Raw genomic sequence first — 25,757 nt, forward strand, 5'->3', positions numbered from 1 at the left:
ACCGAGCTCTACCCCACCCTCCTCTTCGAACACCCCACCATCGGCCAACTCGTCACCCACCTCACCGACGAAGGCCTCCACACACCCACCGACACCACCCCGGAGACCACCCCGACGGCCGACACCACCGCGCCCGCCCCGGCCGCGCCGCCGTTCGCCGACGCCCCGATGGCGATCGTCGGCGTGGCCGGGCGCTATCCCGGCGCCCGGAATCTCGACGAGTTCTGGGAGGTGCTGCGCACCGGACGCGACTGCCTGGACGACGTGCCCGCCGAACGCTGGGACGCGGACGCCTGGTTCGCGCCCGAGCCGGGCACACCGGGCCGCTCGTACCTCAAGCGGGGCGGCTTCATCGAGGACGTCGACCGGTTCGACTCGCTGTTCTTCAACATCCCGCCGCAGCAGGCCAGACTGATGGACCCGCACGAGCGGCAGTTCCTGGAAGTCGCCTGGTCGGCTCTGGAGGACGCCGGATACACCCCGGAATCACTGTCGGCGGCGGCCCGCGGTCCCGTGGGTGTGTTCGCGGGTTCGATGTGGGCCGACTACCACCTGCACGGTCTGGAGAGCGTGCGGGACGGCGGCACGGACGTCGCGCTGAGCTGGCTCGGCGGCATCCCGAACCGGGTCAGCCACGCCTTCGACTTCCGCGGTCCCAGCGTCCTGGTGGACACCGCCTGCTCGTCCTCGCTGACAGCACTGCACCAGGCCTGTGAGGCGATACGCCGAGGAGAGTGCCGCACGGCCCTGGTCGGAGGGGTGAGTCTGTCCCTGCATCCGTACAAGTACGTCCGCTCGGCGGCCAACGGCCTGCTGGCGAAGGACGGTACGAGCCGCCCCTTCGGCGCGGACGCGTCCGGGTACGTCCCGGCGGACGGCGTGGGTGCGCTGATCGTGCGCCCGCTGGCGGACGCGGAGGCGGACGGCGACCGCATCCTGGCCGTCGTACGCGGATCGGCCGTGAACCACACCGGCCGCACCCCCGGTTACACGATCACGAGCCCGGAGGCGCAGGGCCGGGTGGTCGAGGAAGCCCTGGCGCGAGCCGGCCTCCCGGCGTCGGCGGTGACGCTGCTGGAGGCGCACGGGGCGGCGACCGCGCTCGGTGACCAGCTCGAAGTGGACGCCCTGACCCGGACGTTCCGCAAGGAGACCGACGCGGTCGGCTTCTGCGCGATCGGCTCGGTGAAGGCGAACATCGGCCACACCGAGGCCGCCGCCGGCCTCGCCTCGCTCACCAAGATCCTGCTGTGCCTGCGGCACCGCACCCTTGTGCCGTCACCGCACGCGGAACGCCCGAACCCCGCCATCGACTTCGCCGCGTCACCGTTCCGCCTCCCGGCCGCCGAGGAGCCCTGGACGCCGCTGACGGACCCGGCCACCGGGCGTCCCGCGCCGTTGCGCGCGGCGGTCAGCGCGTTCGGCTTCGGCGGGGCCAACGCCCATGTCGTCCTGGAGGAATACGTGTCACCCGAGTCCCCGCCCGCCGGCTCGCAGGCGGCGTCGGCCCGGCAGGTGGTCGCGCTGTCGGCCCGCACCGGCGAGCAGCTGACCCGGCGGGCGGCCGACCTCGCGGACGCCCTGCGGGCGCGCCCCGAGACGCGGCTCGCCGACGTCGCGCACACGCTCGCCGTCGGGCGACGCCACCTGGGCGAGCGGCTCGCGCTCGTCGTCGCCTCCACCGCGGAACTGGCCGAGGCGCTCGACGCGTTCGCGACGGGCCGTACACCCGCGGTGCCCCACACCCGTGCCACGGCCCGGCGGACCGCGACCGGAGCCGTGGAGCCCGCGCAGGCGCCGGCCGTGCCCGAGAAGTCCGCCGAGTCCTGGGCGAACGGCACGGTCGGCACCCTCGCCCCGGTGCCTGGCGGACGGCGGATCGCGCTGCCCTCCTATCCGTTCGCCGGGGAACGCCACTGGATCACCCCCGCCGACGAGCCGAGGAGCGTCCCTCCGCAGCGCGCGGCACAGCCGCGGAGCGCGGTCCCCGGCACCGGCAGCGTCCCACTGGACGACCTGCGCCAGGTGATGCTGTACGAGCCTGCCTGGGCGCCCCGCCCGACACCGCCCGCCACCGTCCCGCTCGACGGCGAGACCGTGCTGGTGCTGGACACGTCCGACGCGCGCTGCGCGACCCTGCGCTCCCGCCTCCGCCCGGTGCTCGTCACTCCGGGCAGCGGATTCGCCCGGCTGTCCGCCGACCACTTCACCCTCTCGCCCGACTCCCCCGAGGACCACGGGCACCTGCGCAAGGCCCTGGAGCAGGAGGGCCGTGTCCCCGCCGCGATCCTGCACCTGTGGCACCTCGACGGCTCCGCCCCCGACGGACCGCCGGAGCGGCCGACCGGACTGCTGTCGGTGTACGCGTTGTGCCAGGCGTGGGCGGTGGGCCGCCGCGTGGCCCTACCGGTCGTGCACGCCTACCACTCCCCCACGGAGTGCCCGCCGGACGCCTCCGTGGGCGGCCTGGCCCGCGGACTGCGCCTGGAGCAGCCCAAGCTGCCGCTGAGTACGGTCCGGTTCGCCGCGCCCACGGACGACGCGGCACGGACGACCGAAGTGCTGCTCGCGGAGGCATCGTCGCCCGCCGACCTGGAGGTCCGGTACACCGCGGCCGGTGTCCGCGAGGTGCGCGGCTTCGCGCCCACCCGTCCGCTGCCCGCCGGCACCGCGCTGGCCCGGCCCGGCGGCACCTGTCTGATCAGCGGCGGCACGGGCGGTATCGCGCGGCACGTGGCGCGGCGCATGGCCCGCGCGGCCCGGCCCGACATCGTGCTGTTCGGCCGCTCCCCGGAAGGCGCCACGCAGCGTGAGTTCCTGGCCGAGCTGGCCGGGCTCGGCTCGCGCGCCGTGTACGTCCAGGCCGACGTCACGCGGCTGGAGGACGTACGGCGGCTGGTGGCGACCGCGGAGGAGCGGTTCGGCACGGTCACCGGGGTGATTCACACCGCGGGCGTCGTGGAGGACGGCCTGCTGATCACCAAGACGGGGGACTCCGTCCGGCGGGTGCTGGGACCGAAGTTCGACGGTGCCCGCAACCTGGACCTGGCCACCGCCGACCGGCCGCTGGACTACCTGGTGCTGTTCTCCTCCACCTCGGCCGTGCTCGGCTCCATCGGCACGACCGACTACACCGCCGCCAACGCCTACATGGACTCCTTCGCCGCCTGGCGGGACGAGCTCGTGGCGCGGGGTGAGCGCCGGGGCCGCAGCGTGGCCGTGAACTGGCCGCTGTGGGACGACGGCGGCATGCGGATCAACCCGGCCGTGGAGGCCCAGGTGCTGGAGAGCACCGGGCTGGTGCCGCTGAAGACGGCGCACGGTCTGGCCGCGCTGGAGGCCGGTCTGGCCCACGACGGGCCGCAGCTCGCGGTCTTCGAGGGCGACCGCGCCAAGGTCGAGCGCCTGCTCGCGGTCATCTGGCCGGAACGCGTCCGGACGGCGGCCCCCGACGATGGGGGCGCCCCCGGCGAAGGAGCTGCCCCCGGCGATGGGGCTGCCCCGGACGGCAGGGCCGAGCCGGTCGTGGGAGTGGCCGGCCCGGCGGACGCGGAGCTCGCGGCCGAACTGGAGGCCATGATCACCGAGACGGTGACGGGCGTACTGCCGCAGGCGGCGAGCCTGTCCGCGGAGCTGACGGCCTGGACCTTCATGGAGCTGGGGCTGACCTCGGTGGACGTGGTGACGCTGGGTGCCCGGCTGGGGCAGCAGCTGGGCGTCGAGATCGCGCCCACGGTGTTCTTCCGCTGCACGCGCGTCCCCGAGCTGGCGGCTCACCTTGCCCAGGAGCACGGCGAGGCGGTGCGCGCCTGGTACGGCTCGTTCAAGGGGACGGCGGCCGAACCGGGTACACCGGTCACCCGGGACAGCTCCGCCGTCGTGCCGGCCCCGCCGCCCCGCGCCTCCGTGGTGGAACCCACCCCCGGCCCGGACGCGACGGACCGCGACATCGCCGTCATCGGCCTCGCCGGCCGCTTCCCCGGCGCCTCGAACGTCCACGAGCTGTGGGACGCCCTGCTCGCCGGGCGGGACCTGGTCGGCGACGTGCCGGCGGACCGCTGGGACCACAGCCGGTACCTCGACGCCGACGGTGCGGCGGGGACGACCGAGTGCCCGGCCGGGGGCTTCCTCGACGAGGTGAGCCGGTTCGACGCCGCGTTCTTCGGCATCTCCCGGGCCGAGGCCGAGGCGATGGACCCGCAGCTGCGCCTCCTGCTGGAGGTGCTGTACGAGGCGGCCGAGGACGGGGCCGTCCTGCCCGGGCTGCGCGGCAGCGACACCGGCGTCTTCGTCGGCGAGTGCTTCCGCGACTACGAGGGCGAGATGATCACCCGCGGCCGCCGGCCGGGGCCGTACGACGCCACGGGCATCGCCACCACGATGGCCGCGAACCGGCCCTCGCACCACTTCGACCTGTCGGGGCCGAGCCTGACCGTCGACACGGCCTGCTCCTCGTCGCTGCACGCGCTGCAGCTGGCGGTGGAGTCGCTGCGCCGCGGCGAGTGCTCCATGGCTTTCGCGGCGGGCGCCAACCTGATGCTGACGCCGCGCCACTACCTGTCGCTGTCGGGGACCGGGGCGCTGTCGCCGAGCGGCCGCTGCCACGCCTTCGACGAGCGTGCCGACGGCTACGTGCCGGCGGAGGCGGTCGCCGCGGTCCTGCTGAAGCCGCTGCGCGCCGCAATCGCCGACGGTGATCCGGTCCGGGCCGTCATCAAGGGGGTCGCCGTCGGTCACGGTGGCCACACGGGCGCGGTCACCGCGCCCAACCCGCAGCGGCAGAGCGAACTCATCGCACGGGCATGGCGTGACGCCGGTCTGCCCGCGCACACGATGGGCCTGCTGGAAGCGCACGGAACCGGAACGAAGCTCGGCGACCCCATCGAGATCGAGGGGCTGCGCGGCGCGCTGACCGAACGCCCGGGCGACGCCCCGCCGGTCGTCGTCGGCACGGCGAAGGCCCACCTGGGGCACGCCGAGGGCGCCGCGGGCGTCGTGGGAGTCGTCAAGGCGGTGCTGTCCCTGGAGCACGGCCGGATCCCGGCGATGCCCGACTTCCGGCAGGCCAACCCGTACCTCGCCCTGGACAGCGCGGAGTTGACCTTCGCCACGGAAACCTCCGACTGGCCCGCGCGGCCGGGTACGCCGCGCCGGGCCGGGGTGAGTTCCTTCGGGTTCGGCGGCGCCAACGCCCACGTCGTCCTGGAGGAGGCGCCGCACCGCGCCCCTACGGCGTGGGCGGGGGGCCACAGCCTGGTCGTGCCGTTCTCCGCCTCGTCCGCGCAGGCGCTGCCCGAGGTGCTGCGCCGGCACCGTACCGCCCTCGACGGGCGGCCCGGCCTGGCGGCGGTGGCCGCCACCCTGCAGCAGGGCCGTGATCCCCTGCCCGCCCGGCTCGCCGTGGTCGCCGCCACCGACGGTGAACTGCGCGCGGAACTGGATGCGTTGCTCGCGGGCCCGGTCCACGCGGGAACGGTCCGCGCGGCGCCCGGATCGGACGCGTCGGCCGTCGCGGCCGCGCGGCGCTGGGCCGGCGGGGAGACGGTGGCGTGGACGCCGGTCTCGGGTGGCTCCGACGCGCCACGCCTGAATCTGCCCGGCCGGGCCTTCGGGGGCGAGCGCTTCTGGTTGCGCGAGCCCGAGCAGCACGCCGCACCCGCACCGGCGGCCCCGCCCGTCTCCGCCGGGCCGGCCACCGCGGCGGATCCGTCCCCTTCGCCCGCTCCCACCGCCGCGGCTCCGGCCCCGTACACCTCGGCCACTGCCGCCACCGCGGCCCGGCCCGCCGCGCGGGACGCCGAGGGCCCTGCCGCCCAGGCTCTCGCCACCGCCAGGTCCTTCATGTACGGGTCCGGGTACGACGCCATCGGCGTTCGGCGCGGCCTGGACCGGCTGGGCGTCGTCGGCTCCCGGCTCGCCGCCCTGTCGGTTCGCGAGCACCTGGGTGCCACCGGTGAGCTGTCCGGCGCTGACGTCCTCGCCGGCCTGCCGCCCGTCGAACCGTACGAGCGCTACGTCGCGCGACTCGCCGACGTGGTGACCGCCGCGCCGCGCCCGCTGCCCGACCCGGCGGCCGAACGCAACCTGATCGACAAGGAGTTCGACGACCTGACGACCGACCACCCCGAGGTCGGCGACCTGGTCGCGCTGGCCCGGGCCGTGATCCCGCACATCCCGCGCGTCGTGACGGGCGGCACCTCGGCGATCGAACTGTACTTCGGCGGGGAGGTCGCGGACCTGCTGAGCGGCGTCTACCACGGCAACGCCATAGCCGACCACTACAACGCCGTGGTGGCCCACTTCGCCGACGGCTGCGTCCGCGAGCGCCTGGCGCGGGACCCCGGCCGCCCGGTGCGCATCCTGGAGGTCGGGGCGGGCACCGGCGGCACCACCGGGCCGGTCGTGGAACGTCTGGCGGGCTACGGAGCCCGCGTCGAGTACACCTTCACCGACATCTCCGCCTCGTACTTCCGCCAAGCGCGCCGCAAGTTCGCCGACGCGGGCCTGCCGATGGTGTTCTCCACGTTCAACCTGGAGCACGACCCGGCCGCCCAGGGCGTCGAGGCGGGCGCGTACGACCTGCTGATCGCGTCCAACGTGGTGCACGCGACGGAGGACATCACCAAGTCGGCGGCCCATCTGCGCCGGTTGCTGTCCGACGGCGGTCTGCTGCTGCTGAACGAGATCACTTCCAACATCGACTACCAGTTCCTGCTGTTCGGAATGATCCCCAGCTGGTGGACCTGCCGGGACACCGAGCGGATGCCGGGCGCCCCGTTGTTGGCGCAGGACCGCTGGCAGGACGTCCTGCGGCGGGCCGGCTTCGCGCAGAGCTGGGTGCAGACGCACGACAACGGCGTCCCGGACGAGGACGACCAGTGCGTGATCGTGGCGCGCGCCGAGGGCGGTCCGCCGTCCGTCACCGCGCGCGCCGAAACCCCAAGGACGGTGTCCGCCGCCGCGCCCGCCGCGTCCGGGCCGGCCGAGCCCGAGGAAGGGGTGCGGGCCCATCTGCGTCAGGTCGTCGCCTCTTTCCTGTCCGTCTCGGCGGACAGCGTGGACGAGCAGACCTCCTTCACCGAACTCGGTGTCGACTCGCTCGGCACCATCCAGCTCGTGCGGGAGCTGGAGGAGGACTTCGGCAAGCTGCCGAAGGTCCTGCTCTACGAGGCCGGCACGGTCGCCGCGCTCGCCCGGGAGCTGCTGGCCCGCGCGCCGGACAGCTGCGCCCGCTTCGCCCGCGGGGCCGGCACCGCCGCGACCACGGAGACGTCCGTGACGCCCGCTGCGGCGGCGCGGCCCGAGGACGGGACCGGGACCGATGGCGCTGAGCGGCGGGACCCCGTCGCCGTCGTCGGCATGGCCGTCAGGATGCCCGGCGCACGGACCACACGGGCCCTGTGGCGTGATCTGCTGGCGGGCACCGACCACATGACCGAGATCCCCGCGGAACGCTGGGACTGGCGACCCCTGTTCGGCGACCCGCACCGCGAGCCGGGCACGACCAACAGCAAGTGGGGCGCCTTCGTCGACGGGGTCACCGAGTTCGACGCCGAGTTCTTCGGGATATCCGGGCGTGAGGCCGAGGTGATGGACCCGCAGCAGCGGCTGATGCTGCAGACGGCCTGGCACGCGGTGGAGGACGCCGGACACGCGCCGTCGTCGCTGCGCGGCGGCGACACCGGTGTGTTCGTCGGCGCCACCTCCCACGACTACACGGCGCACCTTGCCCGTGTGGGCCGTTACCGGGAGCCGTACGCCGTCAACGGCAACGCCAAGACGGTGCTGGCGAACCGCATCTCCTTCGAACTCGGGGTGCACGGGCCGAGCGAGGCCGTGGACACCGCCTGCTCCAGCTCGCTGACCGCCCTGCACCGCGCGGCGCGCGCCATCGAGAACGGCGAGTGCTCCGACGCCCTGGTCGGCGGGGTGCACCTGCTGCTGGCGCCCGACATGTACGTCGCGCTGGGCCAGATGGGCGCGCTGTCCCCGGACGGCAGGTGCCATGCCTTCGACCGGTCCGCGAACGGCTTCAGCCGGGGTGAGGGCGTCATCGCGCTGTACCTCAAGCCGCTGTCCCGTGCGCTGGCCGACGGCGACACCGTGTACGCGCTGGTGCGCGGCAGCGGGGTCAACCACGGCGGCCGCGCCCAGTCGCTGCCGGTGCCCAACCCGGCCGCCCAGGCGGCGCTGATCTCACGGGTGCTCCGCGACTCGGACACCGACCCGCGCACCATCGGCTACGTCGAGGCGCACGGCACCGGTACGGAGGTCGGCGACCCGATCGAACTGCGAGGTCTGCGCCGGGCCTTCGCGGAGCGGGCGGGCCTCGGGGAGGACGAGCGCGTGGACGCCTGGTGCGCGGTGGGGTCCATCAAGTCCAATATGGGACACCTGGAGGCCGCGGCCGGTCTCGCCGGCGTGGTGAAGGCCGCCCTCGCCCTGCGGTACGGCGAGATCCCGCCGAGCATCCACTTCCACGAGGCCAATCCGCTCCTCGACCTGGACGGCAGCCCGTTCCGTATCGCGGACCGCCGTGAGGACTGGCCGGCGCCCACCGGCGGCGGGGACGGGACGCTGCCCCGCAGGGCGGCCGTCAGCTCGATGGGATTCGGCGGTTCCAACGCCCACGTGATCCTGGAGGAGTACCCGGACCACGCTCCGGGCGCCGCCGCTGTCGGGGCCGGACGACTCGAACTGTTCGTGCTGTCGGCCCGCGATGAGGATCGGCTGAGGGACGCGGCCCGCGCGCTGGCGGATCGCCTCGACGGCGACCGTACGGTCTCCCCCGCCGAGGTGGCACACACGCTGCGCACGGGCCGGAGCACGATGGAGCACCGCTTGGCCGTGGTCGCCGGGACGCTTCCGGAGCTGGTCACGGCGCTGCGCGCGCACGCCACGGGCCGCGGCGACGACCGCCTGTTCACCGGCCGGGCCGGCAGCGCGGGGCCGGTCGCCGTGCCCACGGACGACCCGCGGGCGCTGGGCCGCCAGTGGGTCGAGGGGAGGGCCGGTTCGGAAGCTCTCGCCGCCCCCTCCCCGGCCGGTGTCCGCCGGGTGAGTCTCCCCGGCTACCCCTTCGCGCCCACCACGTTCTGGGCGACGGCCGAGGCCGACACGCACCCCACCACCGCCGATGCGGACCATCGCGGGAACCGGACCTCCGCGACCGCCGAGGACGACGCCCCCGAGGAGCTGGTCGCCATGCTCGACGCCCTGAGCCGCGGCGAACTGACCGTTGACGACGTGGACCTGAGCCTGGTCCGGAACGACGGGATGGAACGATGACACCGAACACCGAAACCGTCCGCCGCCTGGTACTCGAGCGCGTCCGCGGCGGGCAGCTCGACCCGGCGGTGGCCGCCCGGCTGCTCGCCCGCGCCGGCGGCGGCGCCGACCCGGCCGACGGCATGGAACTCGTCGGGTACACCCCCGTCTGGGAGCCGGCGGCCCCACGTCCGGCCGCGTACCCGGCTGTCACGGCCGGTGACGTCCTGCTCGTGGTGGACGGCGCCGACGCGCACCCGCCGGCCGGTGTCCGGGCCGTCCGGCTCGGCATCGACCTCGACGGGAACACGGCGTCGTGGACGGCGTACCTGCGCGAGGAGACCGCACGAGGCAGGCGGCCGCGCGGGCTGGTCTTCGACCTGTCGGCCGCCACCACTCGGTGCGTGCGCGCGGTCGAGCTGGTGCTTCCCGCACTGCGCGCCCTGATCTCCGACCGGGCGGAAGGCCCGGTGCCCGTTGTGTTCCTCACCGGCCGGTCCCGCCCGGAGACGGGCGCCGCCCTGGGCGCGCTGGCGCAGGTGGCGAGCGCCGAAGACCGCAGACTGCGGGCGGTCTGCGTCCAGGTCGACGACGTGCCGGCATGGGCCGAGGACGCCTTCCAGGTGGCTCTCGGTGAACTGTCCGCGGTCCGGCCGGGCCTGGCCCAGGTGCGGTACGGCGCGGACGGCCGGGAGATCCGGGTGCTCCGTCCCTCCCCGGCCCACCCCGGCCGGCCGTCCGCGTTCCGCGACGGCGGCCGGTATCTGATCACCGGCGGTGCCAGGGGCATCGGGCTGCGTCTGGCCGCGCTGCTGGCCCGGGAACATCGCGCCCGGCTGGTCCTCACCGGCCGCTCCGAACCCGACGCGGAGCAACTGGCCGAGTTCCGCCGTCTGGAGGAGGCAGGTGCCCAGGTCGTCCACGTCCGCGGGGACATCACCCGCCACCAGGACGCGCAGGCGGCCGTCGAGGCCGCCCGGCGCGAGTACGGCGGTCTGGACGGTGTGCTGCACTCCGCGGGGCTGAACGAGGACTCCTACCTGGTCAACAAGGACACCGCGTCGGCGCACCGGGTGCTGTCCGTGAAGGTCGACGGCGCGGACCACCTGGACCGGCTGACGTCCGATCTGGCGCTCGACTTCTTCGTCCTGTTCTCGTCGACGTCGGCCTACTTCGGCGCCCCGGGGCAGGCCGACTACGCCGCCGCCAACCGGGCGCTGGGCGAGCTGGCCGCCGCCCGGGCCCGGCGGGCCGCCGCGGGCTCCCGCCACGGCGCGTCGGTGGCGGTCGCCTGGCCGTTGTGGGCCGAGGGCGGCATGGCGATCCCGGCGGACAACCGGCGGGTCCTGGAGGAGACGCAGGGCATGCTTCCCATGCCCACCGAGGTGGGGCTGCGTGCCCTGTCCGACGCCGTCGTCGGCGGGGAACCCGAGACGCTGGTGGTCTACGGACGGGCCGACCGCGTCGGCGCCTGGGTGGCGGAGGTGTCCGCGGAGGAGGCCACCGGCGACGTGGTGCCCGAAACCGCGGCTTCGACCACCGCGAGCAGCGAGGACCTGGGCACCGCCGCGGAAGCGTACCTGCTGGACCTCGTCACCGAGACGGCGCGACTGCCCTCCGGACGGCTCCGCGCCGACCAGGAGTTCTCCACCTTCGGTGTCGACTCGATCCTCATCAAGAAGCTCACCGCCACCCTGGAGGACCGCTTCGGCGACCTTCCGGTCACTCTGCTGTTCGAGTACCGGACCGTGGCCGAGCTGGCGCGCTTCCTCGCCGACCGGCGACCGGACGCCCTCCGCTCGGTCCTGGGTCCGGACACCCCGCGGGCCGCCGGGCCGGCCGGGCCGTCGGCCGTCACCGGACCGGTCCCCGTGGACCGGGAGCGGCCTGCGCAGACGGCGCCCGCCGAACTCGGCGACGGTCTGCCCCACGACCAGGCGGTCGCCATCGTGGGCTTCGGCGGGCGGTATCCGGGCGGTGCCGACCCGACGGAGTTCTGGCAGTCGCTGGCCGCCGGCACCGACCTGATCCGTGAGGTCCCCCGGGACCGCTGGGACAACGACCGCCACCTCGCCGCCCAGCGGGGCACGCCCGGCGCGATCACCGGCAGGTGGGGCGGCTTCCTCGACGACGTGGCCCGCTTCGATTCGCTGTTCTTCGCCATCTCGCCCGGCGAGGCCGCCAGGCTCGACCCGAACGAGCGGATCTTCCTGGAGGTCGCCTGGGCCGGGCTGGAGCACGCCGGATACTCGCGGCGCAGGCTGCACGAGACGACCCGCGTCGGCGACACGCACTCCGTGGGCGTCTTCGTCGGTGTGACGGGCTCCCAGTACGGCCTCGTCGGCGCCGAGCAGTGGGGCCGCGGCAACAAGGTGTTCGCGCACTCCATGGACTACTCGATCGCCAACCGGCTCAGCTACGTCCTGGACGTGCACGGCCCCAGCATGGTCCTCGACACCGCCTGCTCCGGCTCGCTGACCGCGCTGCACCTGGCCTGCCGCAGTCTGCTGTCGGGCGAGACGAAGATGGCGATCGCCGGCGGCGTCAACGTCAACATCCACCCGATCAAGTACGCGACGCTGACCGACATGCGGCTGCTGGCCTCCGACGGCCGCTGCCGGGCGTTCGGCGAGGGCGGTGACGGTTTCGTGCCGGGCGAGGGCGCCGGGGCGCTCATCCTCAAGCGGCTGTCCGACGCCCTCGCCGACGGCGACCGTATCCACGCCGTGGTGCGCGGAACCGCCGTCAACCACGGGGGCCGCAGCAACGGCTACACCGTGCCGACTCCGCGCGCCCAGGGTGCGGTCGTCGCGGACGCCCTGCGGGCCGCCCGCGTCGACGCGCGCACCATCGGGTACGTCGAGGCGCACGGCACGGGGACGGCCCTGGGCGACCCGGTCGAGGTCGAGGGACTGAAGCGGGCGTTCGCCGAGTACACCGATGACACCGGCTTCTGCGCGATCGGCTCCGTGAAGTCCAACCTCGGCCATCTGGAGGCGGCGGCCGGGGTGTGCGGCATCACCAAGGTCGTGCTGCAGTTCGCGCACCGCACCCTGGTCCCGACACTGCACAGCGAGCCGGTCAACCCCAGGCTCGACCTGGAGACCACCCCGTTCCGGCCGCAGCGAACCACCGCTCCCTGGCCCGCTCCAGAAGGCGTGCCCCGCCGCGCCGCGGTGAGCTCCTTCGGCGCGGGCGGCGCCAACGGCCATGTGGTCCTGGAGGAATGGCCCACTCCGCAGGGCTCCGTGGACGACGGCCGCCCGTACGCCGTGGGCCTTTCGGCGCGCACTCCCGAGCAGCTGCGGCAGCGGGTCGAGCAGCTCGTCGACGACCTCGTCCGCGACCCGGACCGCGCACTGCGCGACATCGCCTTCACCCTGCTGGCCGGCCGCGACGCGTGGGATCACCGGCTGGCGGTCGTCGTCTCGTCGGCCGGCGAACTGCTCGCCCGCCTGCGTGGCCACCTGGACGGCGAGGTGTCGTCGGCCGTGCGCACCGGTCGCGCCGATCGTGGCGAAGTACCCGCTGACGTAAGGCCCTCGACGACGGAAGGGCGTTGGGAACAGCTCGCCGACGCCTGGGTGGCCGGGTCTCCCGTCGACTGGCGGGCGGCGTTCGAGGACGGTCCTCGTCCGACACCCGTGCCGCTGCCGTCGTACCCGTTCGGCGGCAAGCGGTACTGGGTGGATCTGGTCGAGGAAGCGGCCGCTGCCCCGGGTACCGGGCTCGCGGTGCTCCGCGGCACCGACGCCGTCATCGCCGACCACACGGTGCTGGGCCGGCCCGTGGTCGCCGGGGTCGTCCAGTTGGGGCTGGCACGGCAGGCGGCCGGACTCACCGACGGCGCCGTGGTGTTCCAGGACGTCCGCTGGCGGGTGCCGCTGGAGGTCGAGGACGACACGCTGGACGTGGCCGTCCGCTTCACCGGGGACGGCACGTCCTTCGACCTGTGCGGCACCGCGACCGGCACGGTGCACTCCAGCGGCCGGCTCGCCACCGGCGACGGAGCGGACCTCGGCCGCCTCGACGTGGCCGCGGCCCGCGCCCGGTGCACCCGGCGCATCGACGCCGCCGAGGTGTACGGCAGGGCGGAGGCCGCGGGGCTGCGGTACGGGCCGCTGTTCCGGGGGCTGGTCGCACTCCACCGAGGTGACGGCGAGGCCCTGGCGGAGCTGTCCGGGCCCGGGGCGGATGCCCCGGTGTGGGCGGCCGAGGCCGCGATGACGGACAGCGCTCTGCACGCCATACAGGGGGTGTTGCCCGAGAACGACGGCCGCGCCGCGCTGCCCGCGTCGGCCTCCCGGATCAGCTTTGGCGCGTCGCCTCTTCAGGCGCGCTACGCCCACGTCACGCTGGTGGCCAGGGACGCCGAGCGGGGCACCGCGCGGGCGGACATCGCCCTGGCCACCGCCGACGGCACCGTGCTGGCCCGGTTCGAAGGGCTGCGCATCGCCCGCCCCGCCGCACGGTCCGAGGCGTCCGCGCCGGAGGGAACCACTGCGGAGGACAACGTTCCGCTGTACCGTCCGGTGTGGCGTCCGTCGGCGGCGAACCAACCGGCCCCGGCCGGCGACAGCGGTCCGGTCCTCGTCCTGGGCACCACCCGCGACCACGGCCTGGGCGGCGCGCTGACCGCTCGCCACCGGGCGGCCGGGCACCCGGTCCGGCACGTGCTGCTGGAAGACGTCGCCCTCTCGGCGGAGGCCTTCGGCCGGGTGCTGGAAGAGGCCGGTGACCCGGGGACCGTCTGGTTCCTGGGCGGCGTCGAGGAACGGCTGTACTCGGCCGACGACCTGGGTCAGCTGACCGAGGCGCTGGACCGCGGCCCGGTGGCCCTGTTCCATCTGCTCAAGGCCCTGGACGCGCGGCGCGCGCGGACCGGCGTACGCGTGCACGTGGTGACGTCAGGCGTGCAGGCGACCGACGAGGCCCTGCCGGCCCGCAACCCGTTCTCCGGAGGGGTGCCCGGACTCGTCGCCGCGGCGTCGCGCGAGCTCGGTTTCCTCTCCCTGAGTTGTGTCGACGTCGCTCGCGAGGACCTGCTGCGATGCGCCCGGCTGGACGACTGGGCCGCGCTGACCGGGCAGTTGACCGCCGAGCCCGCCGCCCGTCCGGCCCACTCGGTCGCCCTGTGCGGCGGGGTGCGGTACGCCCAGGAGCTGGAGCGCGTCGACGTGTCCGGCGGCGAGGACGTACTGCCCCTGCGGGAAGGCGGCCGCTATCTGGTCACCGGCGGCGCCGGCGGTCTGGGCACGGTCGTCGCCGAGCACCTGGCCACGGCGTACGGCGCCCGGGTCCTGCTCACCGGCCGCAGGCCGCAGGAGGAGCTGCCCGAGCGCGCCCGGGTCCTGCTGTCGGCTGTGCCCGACCGGGTGGCGTACGCGGCCGCGGACGTCACCGACGAGGCCGCACTGCGCCGGGCGGTGACGCGGATGCGCGAGACGTGGGGCGGTGTGGACGGCGTCGTGCACTCGGCGTTCGTACTGAAGGACCGCACTTTGTCGCGGATGGACGAGGAGACGCTGCGCTCGTCGTTCGGTCCGAAGGCGTACGGCACGGTCGTGCTCCAGCGGGTGCTGGCCGACGAACCGCTCGACTTCTTCGCCGTGTTCTCGTCCGCCATCTCGCACAACGGCAACGCGGGACAGGCCAACTACGCGGCGGCGTCCACGCTCCAGGACGCGTACGGCCGTTTCCTGGCCGCCCGGCTGCACCGGCCGGTGCGCATCTTCAACTGGGGGCTGTGGGGCGAGAGCGGTTCGGTCGCCACCGACGACTACCGGGCCCGGGTGACCTCCCGGCTCGGTGTCGAGCCCATCAGCGACTCGGCCGGTCTCGGCGCCTTCCGGCGGGTGCTCGCCGGGCCCGCCGTGCAGGTGGCACCGGTGCGGCTCGCCGGGTCCGGGGACGAGACGGCCGGGCGTTCACCGGCCGTCTCGTCCGCCTCGTCCGCCTCGTCCGCAGCCGTGCGCGTGGCCGAGGCCGCGGCACGCAGGCGGACCGCCGACGACGCACGACTGACCGGGGCGGACTTCTTCGCATCCCTCGAGCCGTACGCGCGAGTGCTCTTGCGCGACGCCTTCCTCGGCCACGGCGCGTGGCCCGAGCCCGGCACGACCGTGACCCGCGACGAACTCGTCCGCCGTCTGGCGGTCGTGCCCGTCCAGGAGCGGCTGCTGGACGCCGCGCTGTACGCGCTGACCCGGGGCGGACACCTCACGGCCAACCCGGACGGCACGCTCACCGTTCCCGCCACCGAGCCGGAGGTTCCGGACCCGGCGGCCGCCGCGGCCCTGCGCGACCGTCTCGTGTCCGCCTATCCGCACGCCACCGCGCTGGCCGACCTGCTGCGCGAGTGCACCGAGGTGCTGCCCGAGGTGCTGTGCGGCCGGCGCAGCGGTCTGTCGGTACTCTTCCCCGGCGGCAGCGAGCACAAGCTGGCGCCGCTCTACCACGACGACCCACGTTCGGAACACTTCAACGCGGTGTGCGCGGCTGCCGTCGCCGGCTATGCGGAGCACCGGTTCGGCGAGGGTGACGAACGGCTGCGGCTGCTGGAGATCGGCGCGGGCACCGGCGGCACCAGCCGTCCCGTCCTCGACGCGCTCCAGCCCTTCGGTGACCGCTTCGACTACGCGTTCACCGACCTGTCCCCCGGGCTGGTCCGCAAGGCGCGCGAACGGTTCTCCGAGCCGTACCCGCAGGCCCGGTTCTCGGTCCTCGACGTCGCCCGGGAGCCGGCGTCCCAGGGCTTCGAGGAGGGTGCGTACGACGTCGTCCTGGCGGCGAACGTGCTGCACGCCACCTCCGACGTACGGCACAACGTGCGTGCCGCGGCCCGGCTGCTGCGGCCGGGCGGGCTGCTGGTGGTCAACGAGGGCACGCGGGTACTGGACGCCGTGACCATGATCTTCGGCCTGACCGAGGGCTGGTGGGCGTACGACGACGGTGAGCTGCGGCAGCCCCACTCGCCGCTGCTCACCCCGGGCGCCTGGCGGTCGGTGCTGCTGGACTCCGGGCTGCGCGGGGTGCGGACCGTGGGCGCGGCCGGGCCGGACGACACAGCGGCGGGCCAGCACGTGCTGCTGGCCGAGCGCGACGCCTGGCCGGTGCCCGAGCAGCGGGCCCCGGAACCGGCGGGTACGGCAACCGACGAACCGGCGCCTTCGCAGCGGGTGCCCGCACCTCCGGTTCCCGAGGCGCCGGTGCCCGACCTGACCCAGGCCGCCACGGCCTATCTCCGGCGGGTCTTCGCCGACGTACTGAAGGTGGACGAGGCGGAGCTGGATCCCGCGGCGCCCCTGTCCTCGTACGGCACCGACTCCCTCGTCGGCATGGAGGTCGCCGACCGGATCGAGGCCGATCTGGGGACCGCGCCGCGCACGATTCCCTACGAGTCGATGTCCCTGGACGGGGTCGCGACGGCACTGCTGGAGGCTGCCGCGGAGCCGTTCGCCCGGTTCACCGGGGCGGGGGCGACGGAGCCCGCCGCCGAGCCTGCGGCGTCCGGCACCGACACCGACACCGAACTGACCGAGGTGGCCACGGCCTATCTGCGGCGGATCTTCGCCGATGTGCTGGGGCTCGACGAGGCGGAGCTTGACGCGGCCGCGCCGCTGTCCTCCTACGGCACCGACTCCCTCGTCAGCATGGAGGTCGTCGACCGGATCGAGGCCGACCTCGGCCCTGTCCCGCGCACGATTCCCTACGAGTCGACGTCCCTGAGCGGTGTGGTCGAGGCGTTGCTGAACGATCCGGCGCAGCCGCTGGTCCGCCTGGTCGACACCAGCACGCCGACGGTTCCCACCCGGCGCCGCAGGCGGCCCGAGCCGACCGAGGCACGGCCCGAGGCGGCCGTGAGCGACGCCTCGGAAGAGGCTGCCGCGACCGCCCCGGCACCGGGCACGGTGGCCACTCCGGTCGCCGCGCGAGTACCCGCCGAGACGGCCACTCCGGTCACCACGCACGTTCCCGTCGCCGGCCCGGCAGAGGCCCGGGCGACGCCGCCGCCGGCCGTGGAGGAGCCCCTCGCGATCGTCGGCGTCTCCGGCCGCTACCCCGGCGGCGACACCCTCGACGGCCTCTGGGACCACCTGCGCGCGGGCCGTCGGGCCGTCACGGAGGTGCCCGGCGACCGCTGGGACCCGGCGGGCGCGGACCGCGCCGGCCGCTGGGGCGCGTTCCTCGACGACGTGGAGGCCTTCGACCCGCTGGTGTTCCGGATGTCGCCGCGGGACGCCGAGCGCAGCGACCCGCAGGAGCGGCTGTTCCTGGAGGCGGTGTGGACGGCGCTGGAGGACGCGGGGACGACGCGCGCCGGGCTGGAGCGCTCGGCGCGGGCCACGGCCGGCACCGGTGTCGGCGTGTTCGCCGGTCTGATGCACAGTCCCTATCAGGTGCTGGCCGCCGAGTTGCGCGGCGCGGGATCCGACGCGCACGCCCATTCCGCGCACTGGTCCGTGGCCAACCGCGCCTCGCACGTCTTCGGCTTCACCGGGCCGAGCCTCGCCGTGGACACGGCGTGCTCGTCCGCGCTGACGGCACTGCACCTGGCGGGCGAGGCCGTGCGGCGCGGCGACTGCGGCGCGGCAGTGGTGGGCGGGGTCAACCTGATCCTGGACCCGTCCCACCACACCGCGCTGGCCGGCATGAAGATGCTCTCGCCGGACGGCCGCAGCCGCTCCTTCGGCCGGGACGCCGACGGCATGGTGCCCGGAGAAGGCGTCGGCGCCGTCGTCCTCAAGCCGCTGTCGGCGGCGCTGCGCGACGGTGACCGCGTCCACGGGCTGGTGCTCGGCACCGCCGTCAACGCGAACGGGGCGACCGACAGCATGGTCACCCCGAGCGCCGACGCGCAGGAGGAACTGCTCCGCCGGGCCCTCGCCCGCGCCGGCGTGCGCCCTGACGGGGTGCAGTACGTCGAGGCCCAGGCGACGGGCTCCCCGCTGGCCGACCCGGTGGAGGCCGCGGCGCTGGCCCGGGTGTTCGGCGGGCGTGGCACGGCGGTCGGCTCCGTCAAGCCTTCGCTGGGGCACCTGGAAGCGGCCTCCGGCATGGCCCAGTTGGCCAAGGTGCTGCTGCAGATGCGGCACGGCGAGCTGGCCGCCACGCTGGACTGCCCGCAGCCGGTCGAGGAGTTCGACGGCCGGACACTGCGCCTGGTGCGCGAGCGGGAGCCATGGCCGGGCCGTGTGCCCCCGGCCGAGCGCGTGGCCGCGATCAGTTCCTTCGGCGCGGGCGGTGCCAACGCCCATGTGGTGGTGGCCGGACCGCCCACCCCGGCACGGACGGCGGATCCGCGGGACAGGCCGCGGCTGGTGCTGCTGTCGGCCCGGCGGGAGGACCAACTGCGCACCCACGTCGAGCGGTTGCGTGATCATCTGACGGCGCTCGGCACCGCTGCGCCCGCGCTCGCGGACATCGCGCGGACGCTCGCCGCGGGCCGTGAACCCCTCGGCCGGCGGCTGGCCGTCGTCGCACGTGGCGTGCCTGAACTGCTGACCCTGCTGGACGGCCACCTCGCGGGCGAGCGGCCGGAGCGGGTCAGCACCGGTCATGCCCCCGCCGACGCGGACACCGAGTATGCCGTCCCCGTCCCCGTCCCCGTCCCCGCCGACGCCGACGCCGATGCCGGCGACGGCACCACGGCGCTCGTCGCGGCGGGCGCGGCCTGGGTCACGGGCGCCCGGCTGACCGGCGCGGACGGGGCGCTCGGCCACACCGACGGACGGATCGTGTCGCTGCCGGGCTACCCGTTCGCGCGGACGGTGCACCGCCTGCCCGCCGAGCCGGGTTCCGCCACGGCCGCCCGGACGCCCGACGCGGACCGCGCAAAAACGCCTCACCGCACCCCCGCGCCCGCCTCTTTCCCATCCCGGGCACCACAGTCCCGGCAGCCCTCGGACCTGGAGGAGAACGACGTGTCAGAGACCAACGGCCACCTTGCGCCGGAGGCCGTCGAGCGCATACGTACGACCGTGGTGGACGCGGTGGCGGCGGTGCTGGGGGTACGGCCGGAGGACATCGGCCTGGACGAGCACCTCAGCGACTTCGGCTTCGACTCCGTCACGGTCGTCGACCTGGCCGACCGGGTCAACGCCGAGCTGGGCACCGCCCTGAACCCGGCCGACCTGTACGGGTTCCGCAACGTCGGGGCGCTGGTCCAGGAGCTGGCCCGGCAGACCGCCGGAGCGACGGCACCGGCCCCCGCACGGGACGAACCCGCCCCCGTACGGGACGAACCCGCCCCCGTACGGCAGGAGCCCGTACTCCCCACGGCCGTGGCGGAGGAGGCCCCGGTCGGACACGCGGACGAGCCCGTCGCCGTCGTCGGCATGGCCGGATCCTTCCCCGGCTCCCCCGACCTCCCGGCGTACTGGTCCCATCTGCTGGCCGGACGGGACCTCGTCACGGAGATCCCCGCCGAGCGCTTCGACTGGCACGACATCTACGGCGACCCGAGCACCGACCCGGAGAAGGTGCCCTCCCGCTGGGGCGGCTTCCTCACCGACGCCGACCTGTTCGACCCCGGCTTCTTCCGCATCTCGCCGCGCGAGGCCAAGCTGATGGACCCGCAGCACCGGCTCTTCCTGGAGACGGTGTGGCGGACCGTCGAGGACGCCGGGCACGACCCCGCGTCCCTGGCCGGTACCGACACCGGCGTCTTCGTCGGCTGCGGTTCCACCGAGTACGCGACGCTGCTGCTCCAGTCCGGCGTCGAGATCGACGGCCAGCTGGCCACCGGCAACGCGCACAGCGTCCTGGCCAACCGGGTCTCCTTCCTGCTGGACCTGCGCGGTCCGAGCGAGCCGGTGGACACGGCCTGCTCCTCCAGTCTGGTCGCCGTGCACCGCGCGGTGCGGGCCATCCAGGACGGCGAGTGCTCGGCGGCGATCGCCGGCGGCGTCAATCTCACCCTGACCCCCACCGGTTACCTGGCGTTCGGCAAGTCCGGGATGCTCGCCGCGGACGGCCGCTGCAAGACGTTCGACCACCGCGCCGACGGCTATGTGCGCGGTGAGGGGGTGGGCGCGGTCCTGCTGAAGCCCCTGTCGGCGGCCCTGCGTGACGGCGACACGGTGTACGCGCTCGTGCGCGGTACGGCGGTGAACCACGGCGGCCGGGCCGCCTCGCTGACCGCGCCGAACTCCGGATCGCAGGCGGCCGTGATCACGGCGGCCCACCGGCGCGGCGGCACCGACGCCTCTCTCGTCGGCTACGTCGAGGCGCACGGCACCGGGACCGCCCTGGGCGACCCGGTCGAACTGAACGGCCTGACCCAGGCGTTCCGCGAGCTGGGAGTGGGCCCCGACCGGGGCCGGTTCATCGGGCTCGGCAGCGTCAAGACCAACGTCGGCCACCTGGAGACCGCGGCGGGGATCGCCGGTCTGATCAAGATCGTGCTGGCGATGCGCCATCGCATGCTCCCGCCGACCCTGCACGTCGAGCGGCCCAATCCGCTGCTGGACCTGGCGGGCAGCCCGTTCCACCTGGTCGATTCGGCCCGTCCCTGGGACCGGCCGCGCACCGCCTCGGGGGCCGAGGCGCCGCGCCTCGCCGGGGTCAGCTCCTTCGGCTTCGGCGGGGTCAACGCCCACGTGGTCGTCGAGGAGTTCGTCGACCCGCGTCCGGCCGAGGTCCACGACGGCACCCCCGAGCTGTTCGTCCTGAGCGCCCGCACCGACGACCGGCTCAAGGCATACGCGGCACTGCTCGCCGACCACGTGGCACGGGCGGCGGCCCGTGGCGGCGACGCCGTCGATCTGCGGAGTCTGGCCCGCACGCTCCAGCGCGGGCGGCCCACGCTGGAGCGCCGTCTGGCCGTGGTCACCGACTCGGCCGCCCGGCTGGCGGACGCGCTGCGGGCCTTCGCCACCGGGGAGAAGAACGACCTCGCCGTCGAGTCCACCCCGGCCGCCCCCGACCGGACCGCCGCCGGCCTGCTCGACGACGACGACCGGGCACGTGTGCTGGAGCTGGCCCGGTCCGGTGACCTCGGCAAGGCCGCGGCGCTGTGGGTGCGCGGCACGGACATCGACTGGTCGGCGCTGCACACCGGTGCCCCGTGGCGCCGGGTGACCGGACTGCCCACGTACCCGTTCGCCCGCGAGCGCCACTGGCTGCCTCCGGTTCCGACCCTCGCGCCGACCGCTCCCGCCCCGGCCGCGGCGCCGGCGAACCCCGCGCCCAGCCCCACGACGCCGCCCGCGCCACTTCCGAGGCCACTTCCGGCGCCCCTTCCGGCGGCGGTTCCGGCGGCGGTTCCGGCGGCCCCGGCCGCGGCAGGCCCGGTCTCCCCCGCCGCACCACCGCTCCCCGTGGCTTCCCCCGTCAGCGGTGCCGCGCCGTCGGCCGACGGCACCGTCCCGACGACCGCCGTCACCGGCCCCGGGCCCAAAGCCCCGTCCGTCCCGGTCCAGCCCACCGCCACGACCGCGGCCGACTCGACCGGCGCGTCGGCGGCGGGCCCGGCCTCCGGTCCCTCCGAGGAACTGGCCGCACAGGTGCGGTCCCTCCTGGCCGAGGGCATCGGGCTGCCGCCCGAGTCCGTGGACGCCGGCCGCGACCTGACGGCGTACGGCGTCGACTCGATCTCCGCTCTGCGGATCATGCAGCGCATCCAGGCGGCGTTCGGCGACCACATCCCGATGGCGGCGATCTTCGAGTGCACGACCTTGAACAGCCTGGTCCAGCACCTGGTCGACGAGTACGGCGTCTCGCCGCGCGGCACAGCGGCCGGTGACACCGAAGCAGCCACCCCGCGCACGTCGGAGGCGCCCGTCGAGCCGGACGCCGCCGCCCCGGAGGCAGCCGTCGTCCCTTTCGGCGATGACGGCCCCGGTACCCCGCTGTACGGCCTGCCCGGAGCCACCGGCGAACTGACCTGGCTGCTGCACCTGCGCGCCTGGTTCGGCGCCGAAGGCCAAGTCCGCGGCGTGGAGTTCACCTCCCCGGCGCCGCACGGCACGAACAACGGCCACGGTCTGACCGAGCTCGCCGAGACGTGCGCCGGCGCGATCCTGGCCGACCGTCCCGAAGGCCCGTACCGGCTGGCCGGGCACTCGGTCGCCGCGCGTCTGGCGGCGGAGACGGCCCGGATCCTGACCGACGCCGGTCACGAGGTCGCGCAGCTGATCCTCCTGGACGCGCCCGGACCCGACGCCACGCTCGCGGAGGACCCCGCGACGGACGTCCGGGCCGTGGCCGAGCACTTCGCCGCCGTGTGGTCCGGCAATCCGCTGACGACGACCGGCACCGGCCCGGACCGTGCGTCCGCCCTGCGGTCGGCCGCGGAATCCCTCTCCGCGCTACCCGGAGTTCCCCTGCGCGGCACGGAACTCACCGAGCGCCTGGCCTTCGCCGCCGACTGGCGCGGGGTGCTGCGCCGGGCGGCCGGCGACACCGCGGTCCGCCCGCTGGCCCTGGCCGGCCGGACCGCCGTCCTGGCCACGCCCGACGCCAGGTCCTGGGACCGGGCGCTCGTGCCGCCGCCGGCGCTGCTGGAACCGGTGACGGTGCCCGGCGGGGCGGTGTCCCGCGAGGGTGCGGCCCTGCTGGCCACGCGCACCGCCGAGCCGGCGCCCGCGGCGCGGACACCGCTGCGGATCACCGACCGCGAGGTCCGCACCGTGCCCGCGGATGACCGCCACTTCCTGGTGCCGATCAACCGCAGCGGCGGCAAGACGCCGTCGTTCTGGGTGCACCACCTGTTCGGAGATGTCAGCTACTGCATCTACCTGTCCCGGTATCTCGGCATGGAGCACCCGCTGTACGGCTTGGAGCAGCTCGACTCCGACCTCCGGTTCACCGAGTTCCCGTCGATCGAGGCGATGGCGGCCCGCTATGTGGCGGAGATCCGCGAGGAGCACCCCGAGGGGCCGTATGTGCTCGGCGGCGCCTCTTTCGGCGGCATCCTCGCCTTCGAGATGGCGCGTCAGCTGGTCGAGGCGGGCCAGGAGGTGTCGCGCCTGTACCTGGTGGACGCGCTGCTGCCGGGCACCGGTGCCTGGAACGGCGTCGACAACACGGTGATCACCGAGGAGAACCAGGACGCGGTGACGCTGATGCTGATCGGCAACTCCGCGTCCCAGCTGTGGAAGGCCGATCCGACGCTGACCATCGACGAACTGATCGGCATGTCCAGCGACGAGGCCATCGACCACATCACCCGGCACGTCGTGGAGGGCTCCCCGGCGCAGCTGGCGGCGGACGAGGTGCACCGGCTGGTCCGCACCCGCTTCGCCCTGCTCGACCTCAACGGCAAGCTGCTGCTCGACTACGAGGCCCGGCCGTTCGCCCGCCCGGTGCGCACGACGGTCTTCCACGCCACGAAGGGTTTCTCCGCCGCGGAGAATCCGTACGGCATGCCCGCCATCGGGCGGGACGACTCCGACACCACCAACGGTCTCGGCTCGCTCGCCGGGGACGACGTGAGCATCCACGACCTGGACGCGGACCACTTCACGATCGTCCTGGAGGACAACCTGCGCGCCATCGCCGAGGTCGTGACCCGCACCCTGCCCGCACTCGCTCCGAACGGACCGCGCTCATGACCGACTTCAGCGTCTACTTCTTCTCCTCCAACGACCGCAACGGCTTCGGGGACCGGTACCGGTTCGTCCTCGACGTCGCCCGCGCCATCGACGACAAGGGCTTCAAGGCCATCTGGACCCCGGAGCGCCACTTCCAGGAGTTCGGCGGCAGCTTCCCCAACCCGTCCGTCCTCAGCGCGGCCCTGGCGGCCACGACGAAGAACCTGCACCTGCGGGCCGGCAGCGTCGTGCTTCCGCACCATCACCCGGTGCGGGTCGCCGAGGAGTGGGCCCTGGTAGACCAGCTCTCCGGCGGACGCGTCGGCATCTGCCTCGCCACGGGCTGGCACAAGGGCGACTTCGTCTTCCACCCCGACCTGTACGAGACGCGGCGGGAGTACACCTTCGGGCACATCGAGACGCTGCGCGCCCTGTGGCGCGGCGAGCAGGTGGCGTTCCCGGGCCCGGACGGACAGCCCCTGAACGTGCGCACCTACCCGCGCCCGCACCAGCCGGAGCTGCCTCTGTGGCTGGTGCACACCTCCAACCCGCAGACGTGGCTCCAGGCGGGCCGCGCCGGGCTCAACGTCCTGACGCTGCTGGACAGCTGGGAGCGCTTGGAGGAGAACATCTCCGCCTACCGCAGGGCGCGGGCCGAGGCCGGGCTCGACCCGGCGTCCGGCATCGTCACCGTGGGACTGCACACGTTCGTCGGCGACGACGAGGCGGAGGTGAAGCGGATCGTGCACGAACCGGTCCGGAACTACCTGTCCTCCTTCGTCGCCCAGAAGCGCAACGACGCCGCCGTCGACGGAGCGTCGTCGGCCATGAGCGACGCCGAGCACAAGGCCCTCGTCGACATCGCGGCGGAGGACTTCTACCAGCGCCGCTCGCTGCTCGGTACGCCCGACAAGTGCGCGAAGGTGGTGCGGCGGCTCAGCGACATCGGCGTCGGCGAGATCGCGTGCCTGGTCGACTTCGGCGTCCCGTTCGAGACGGTCCTGGGCATGCTGCCCAGCCTCGACGGGCTGCGGGCCCGCTTCGCGTCCCCCGCGCCCCCCGCCGCCGCGGCCCCGGACGACGCCCTGTCCTGGTACTACGCCCGGAACTGACACCCCGCAGTCCGGTGCCGGCGGCGGGCCGACCCGCCGCCGGCACCGTCCTCCTCCCCTGGAGTGCCACCATGACCACGGCCCTGTCCGACCTCGACCGCTGGGTCCTGCGCCCCGCTCCACGCACGGCCCCCCTTCTCCGGCTCCTCTGCGTGCCGTACGCCGGCGGGGGCACCGCCGCCTTCCAGGGGTGGAGCGACCTGCTGCCGGACACCGTCGAACCCTGGTTCCTCCGGCTGCCCGGACGCGAGGCCCGCTTCCGCGAGGATCCGCACACCGACGTGTCGGTCCTCGTCAAGGAGGCGGCGGCCGTCCTCGGCCCGGCCCTGGACGGCCCGTACGCCCTCTTCGGCCACAGCCTCGGCGCGCTGATCGCCTACGAACTCGCCCGCGAACTGCGCCGCTCCCACGGCAGGGGACCCGTCCACCTGGCGGTCTCCGCCCGCTCGGCTCCCCACCTCCCGCTCCGGCACGCCGTGGTCCACCGGCTGCCCGACGACCTGCTCCTGGAGGCACTGGACCGGCGCTTCAACGCCATCCCGCCGGCCATCCGCGACGATCCCCAAATGCGCGCGCTCTACCTGCCGGTGCTCCGCGCGGACGTCACGCTGCTGGAGACGTACGTCCACACCCCCGCACCGCCGCTGCCCTGCCCCGTCACGGCCTACGGAGGCCAGGACGACCCGGAGTTCGACTCCGGCGAGCTGGACGGCTGGAAGCAGCACACCGCGTCGGCGTTCCGCCTGCGGACCTTCCCGGGCGGTCACTTCTTCCTGAACCCCAGCCGTGCCGAACTCGTCGCGGACGTCACCGGGGACCTCTACGCCGCGACGATCCCCTGATC

General features: G+C 74.6%; 4 protein-coding genes. All 4 read left to right on the forward strand.

The features are described 5' to 3' along the window. Positions 1-9,288, forward strand: a 9,288-nt coding sequence (locus ACFW01_RS22715; protein WP_384506037.1) for an SDR family NAD(P)-dependent oxidoreductase, incomplete at its 5' end; no start/stop codon positions are given. Continuing rightward, on the forward strand, positions 9,285-23,822 hold the full coding sequence (locus tag ACFW01_RS22720) for an SDR family NAD(P)-dependent oxidoreductase (RefSeq protein ID WP_384506040.1): 14,538 nt from the start codon (positions 9,285-9,287) through the stop codon (positions 23,820-23,822). The genes ACFW01_RS22715 and ACFW01_RS22720, both read left to right, overlap by 4 nt. Next, the gene (locus tag ACFW01_RS22725; protein ID WP_234956691.1) at positions 23,819-24,913 is read left to right on the forward strand and encodes a MupA/Atu3671 family FMN-dependent luciferase-like monooxygenase; all 1,095 of its coding nucleotides are present in this window, start codon (positions 23,819-23,821) and stop codon (positions 24,911-24,913) included. Before ACFW01_RS22720 ends, ACFW01_RS22725 begins: the two co-directional genes overlap by 4 nt. Before the next feature lie 71 nt (positions 24,914-24,984). Next, complete coding sequence (locus ACFW01_RS22730; protein ID WP_234956690.1) at positions 24,985-25,755, forward strand: alpha/beta fold hydrolase; 771 nt, start codon at positions 24,985-24,987, stop codon at positions 25,753-25,755. Positions 25,756-25,757 lie beyond the last annotated feature (2 nt).

The sequence above is a fragment of the Streptomyces sp. NPDC058985 genome, from assembly GCF_042740985.1.
Classification (GTDB): Bacteria; Actinomycetota; Actinomycetes; order Streptomycetales; family Streptomycetaceae; genus Streptomyces.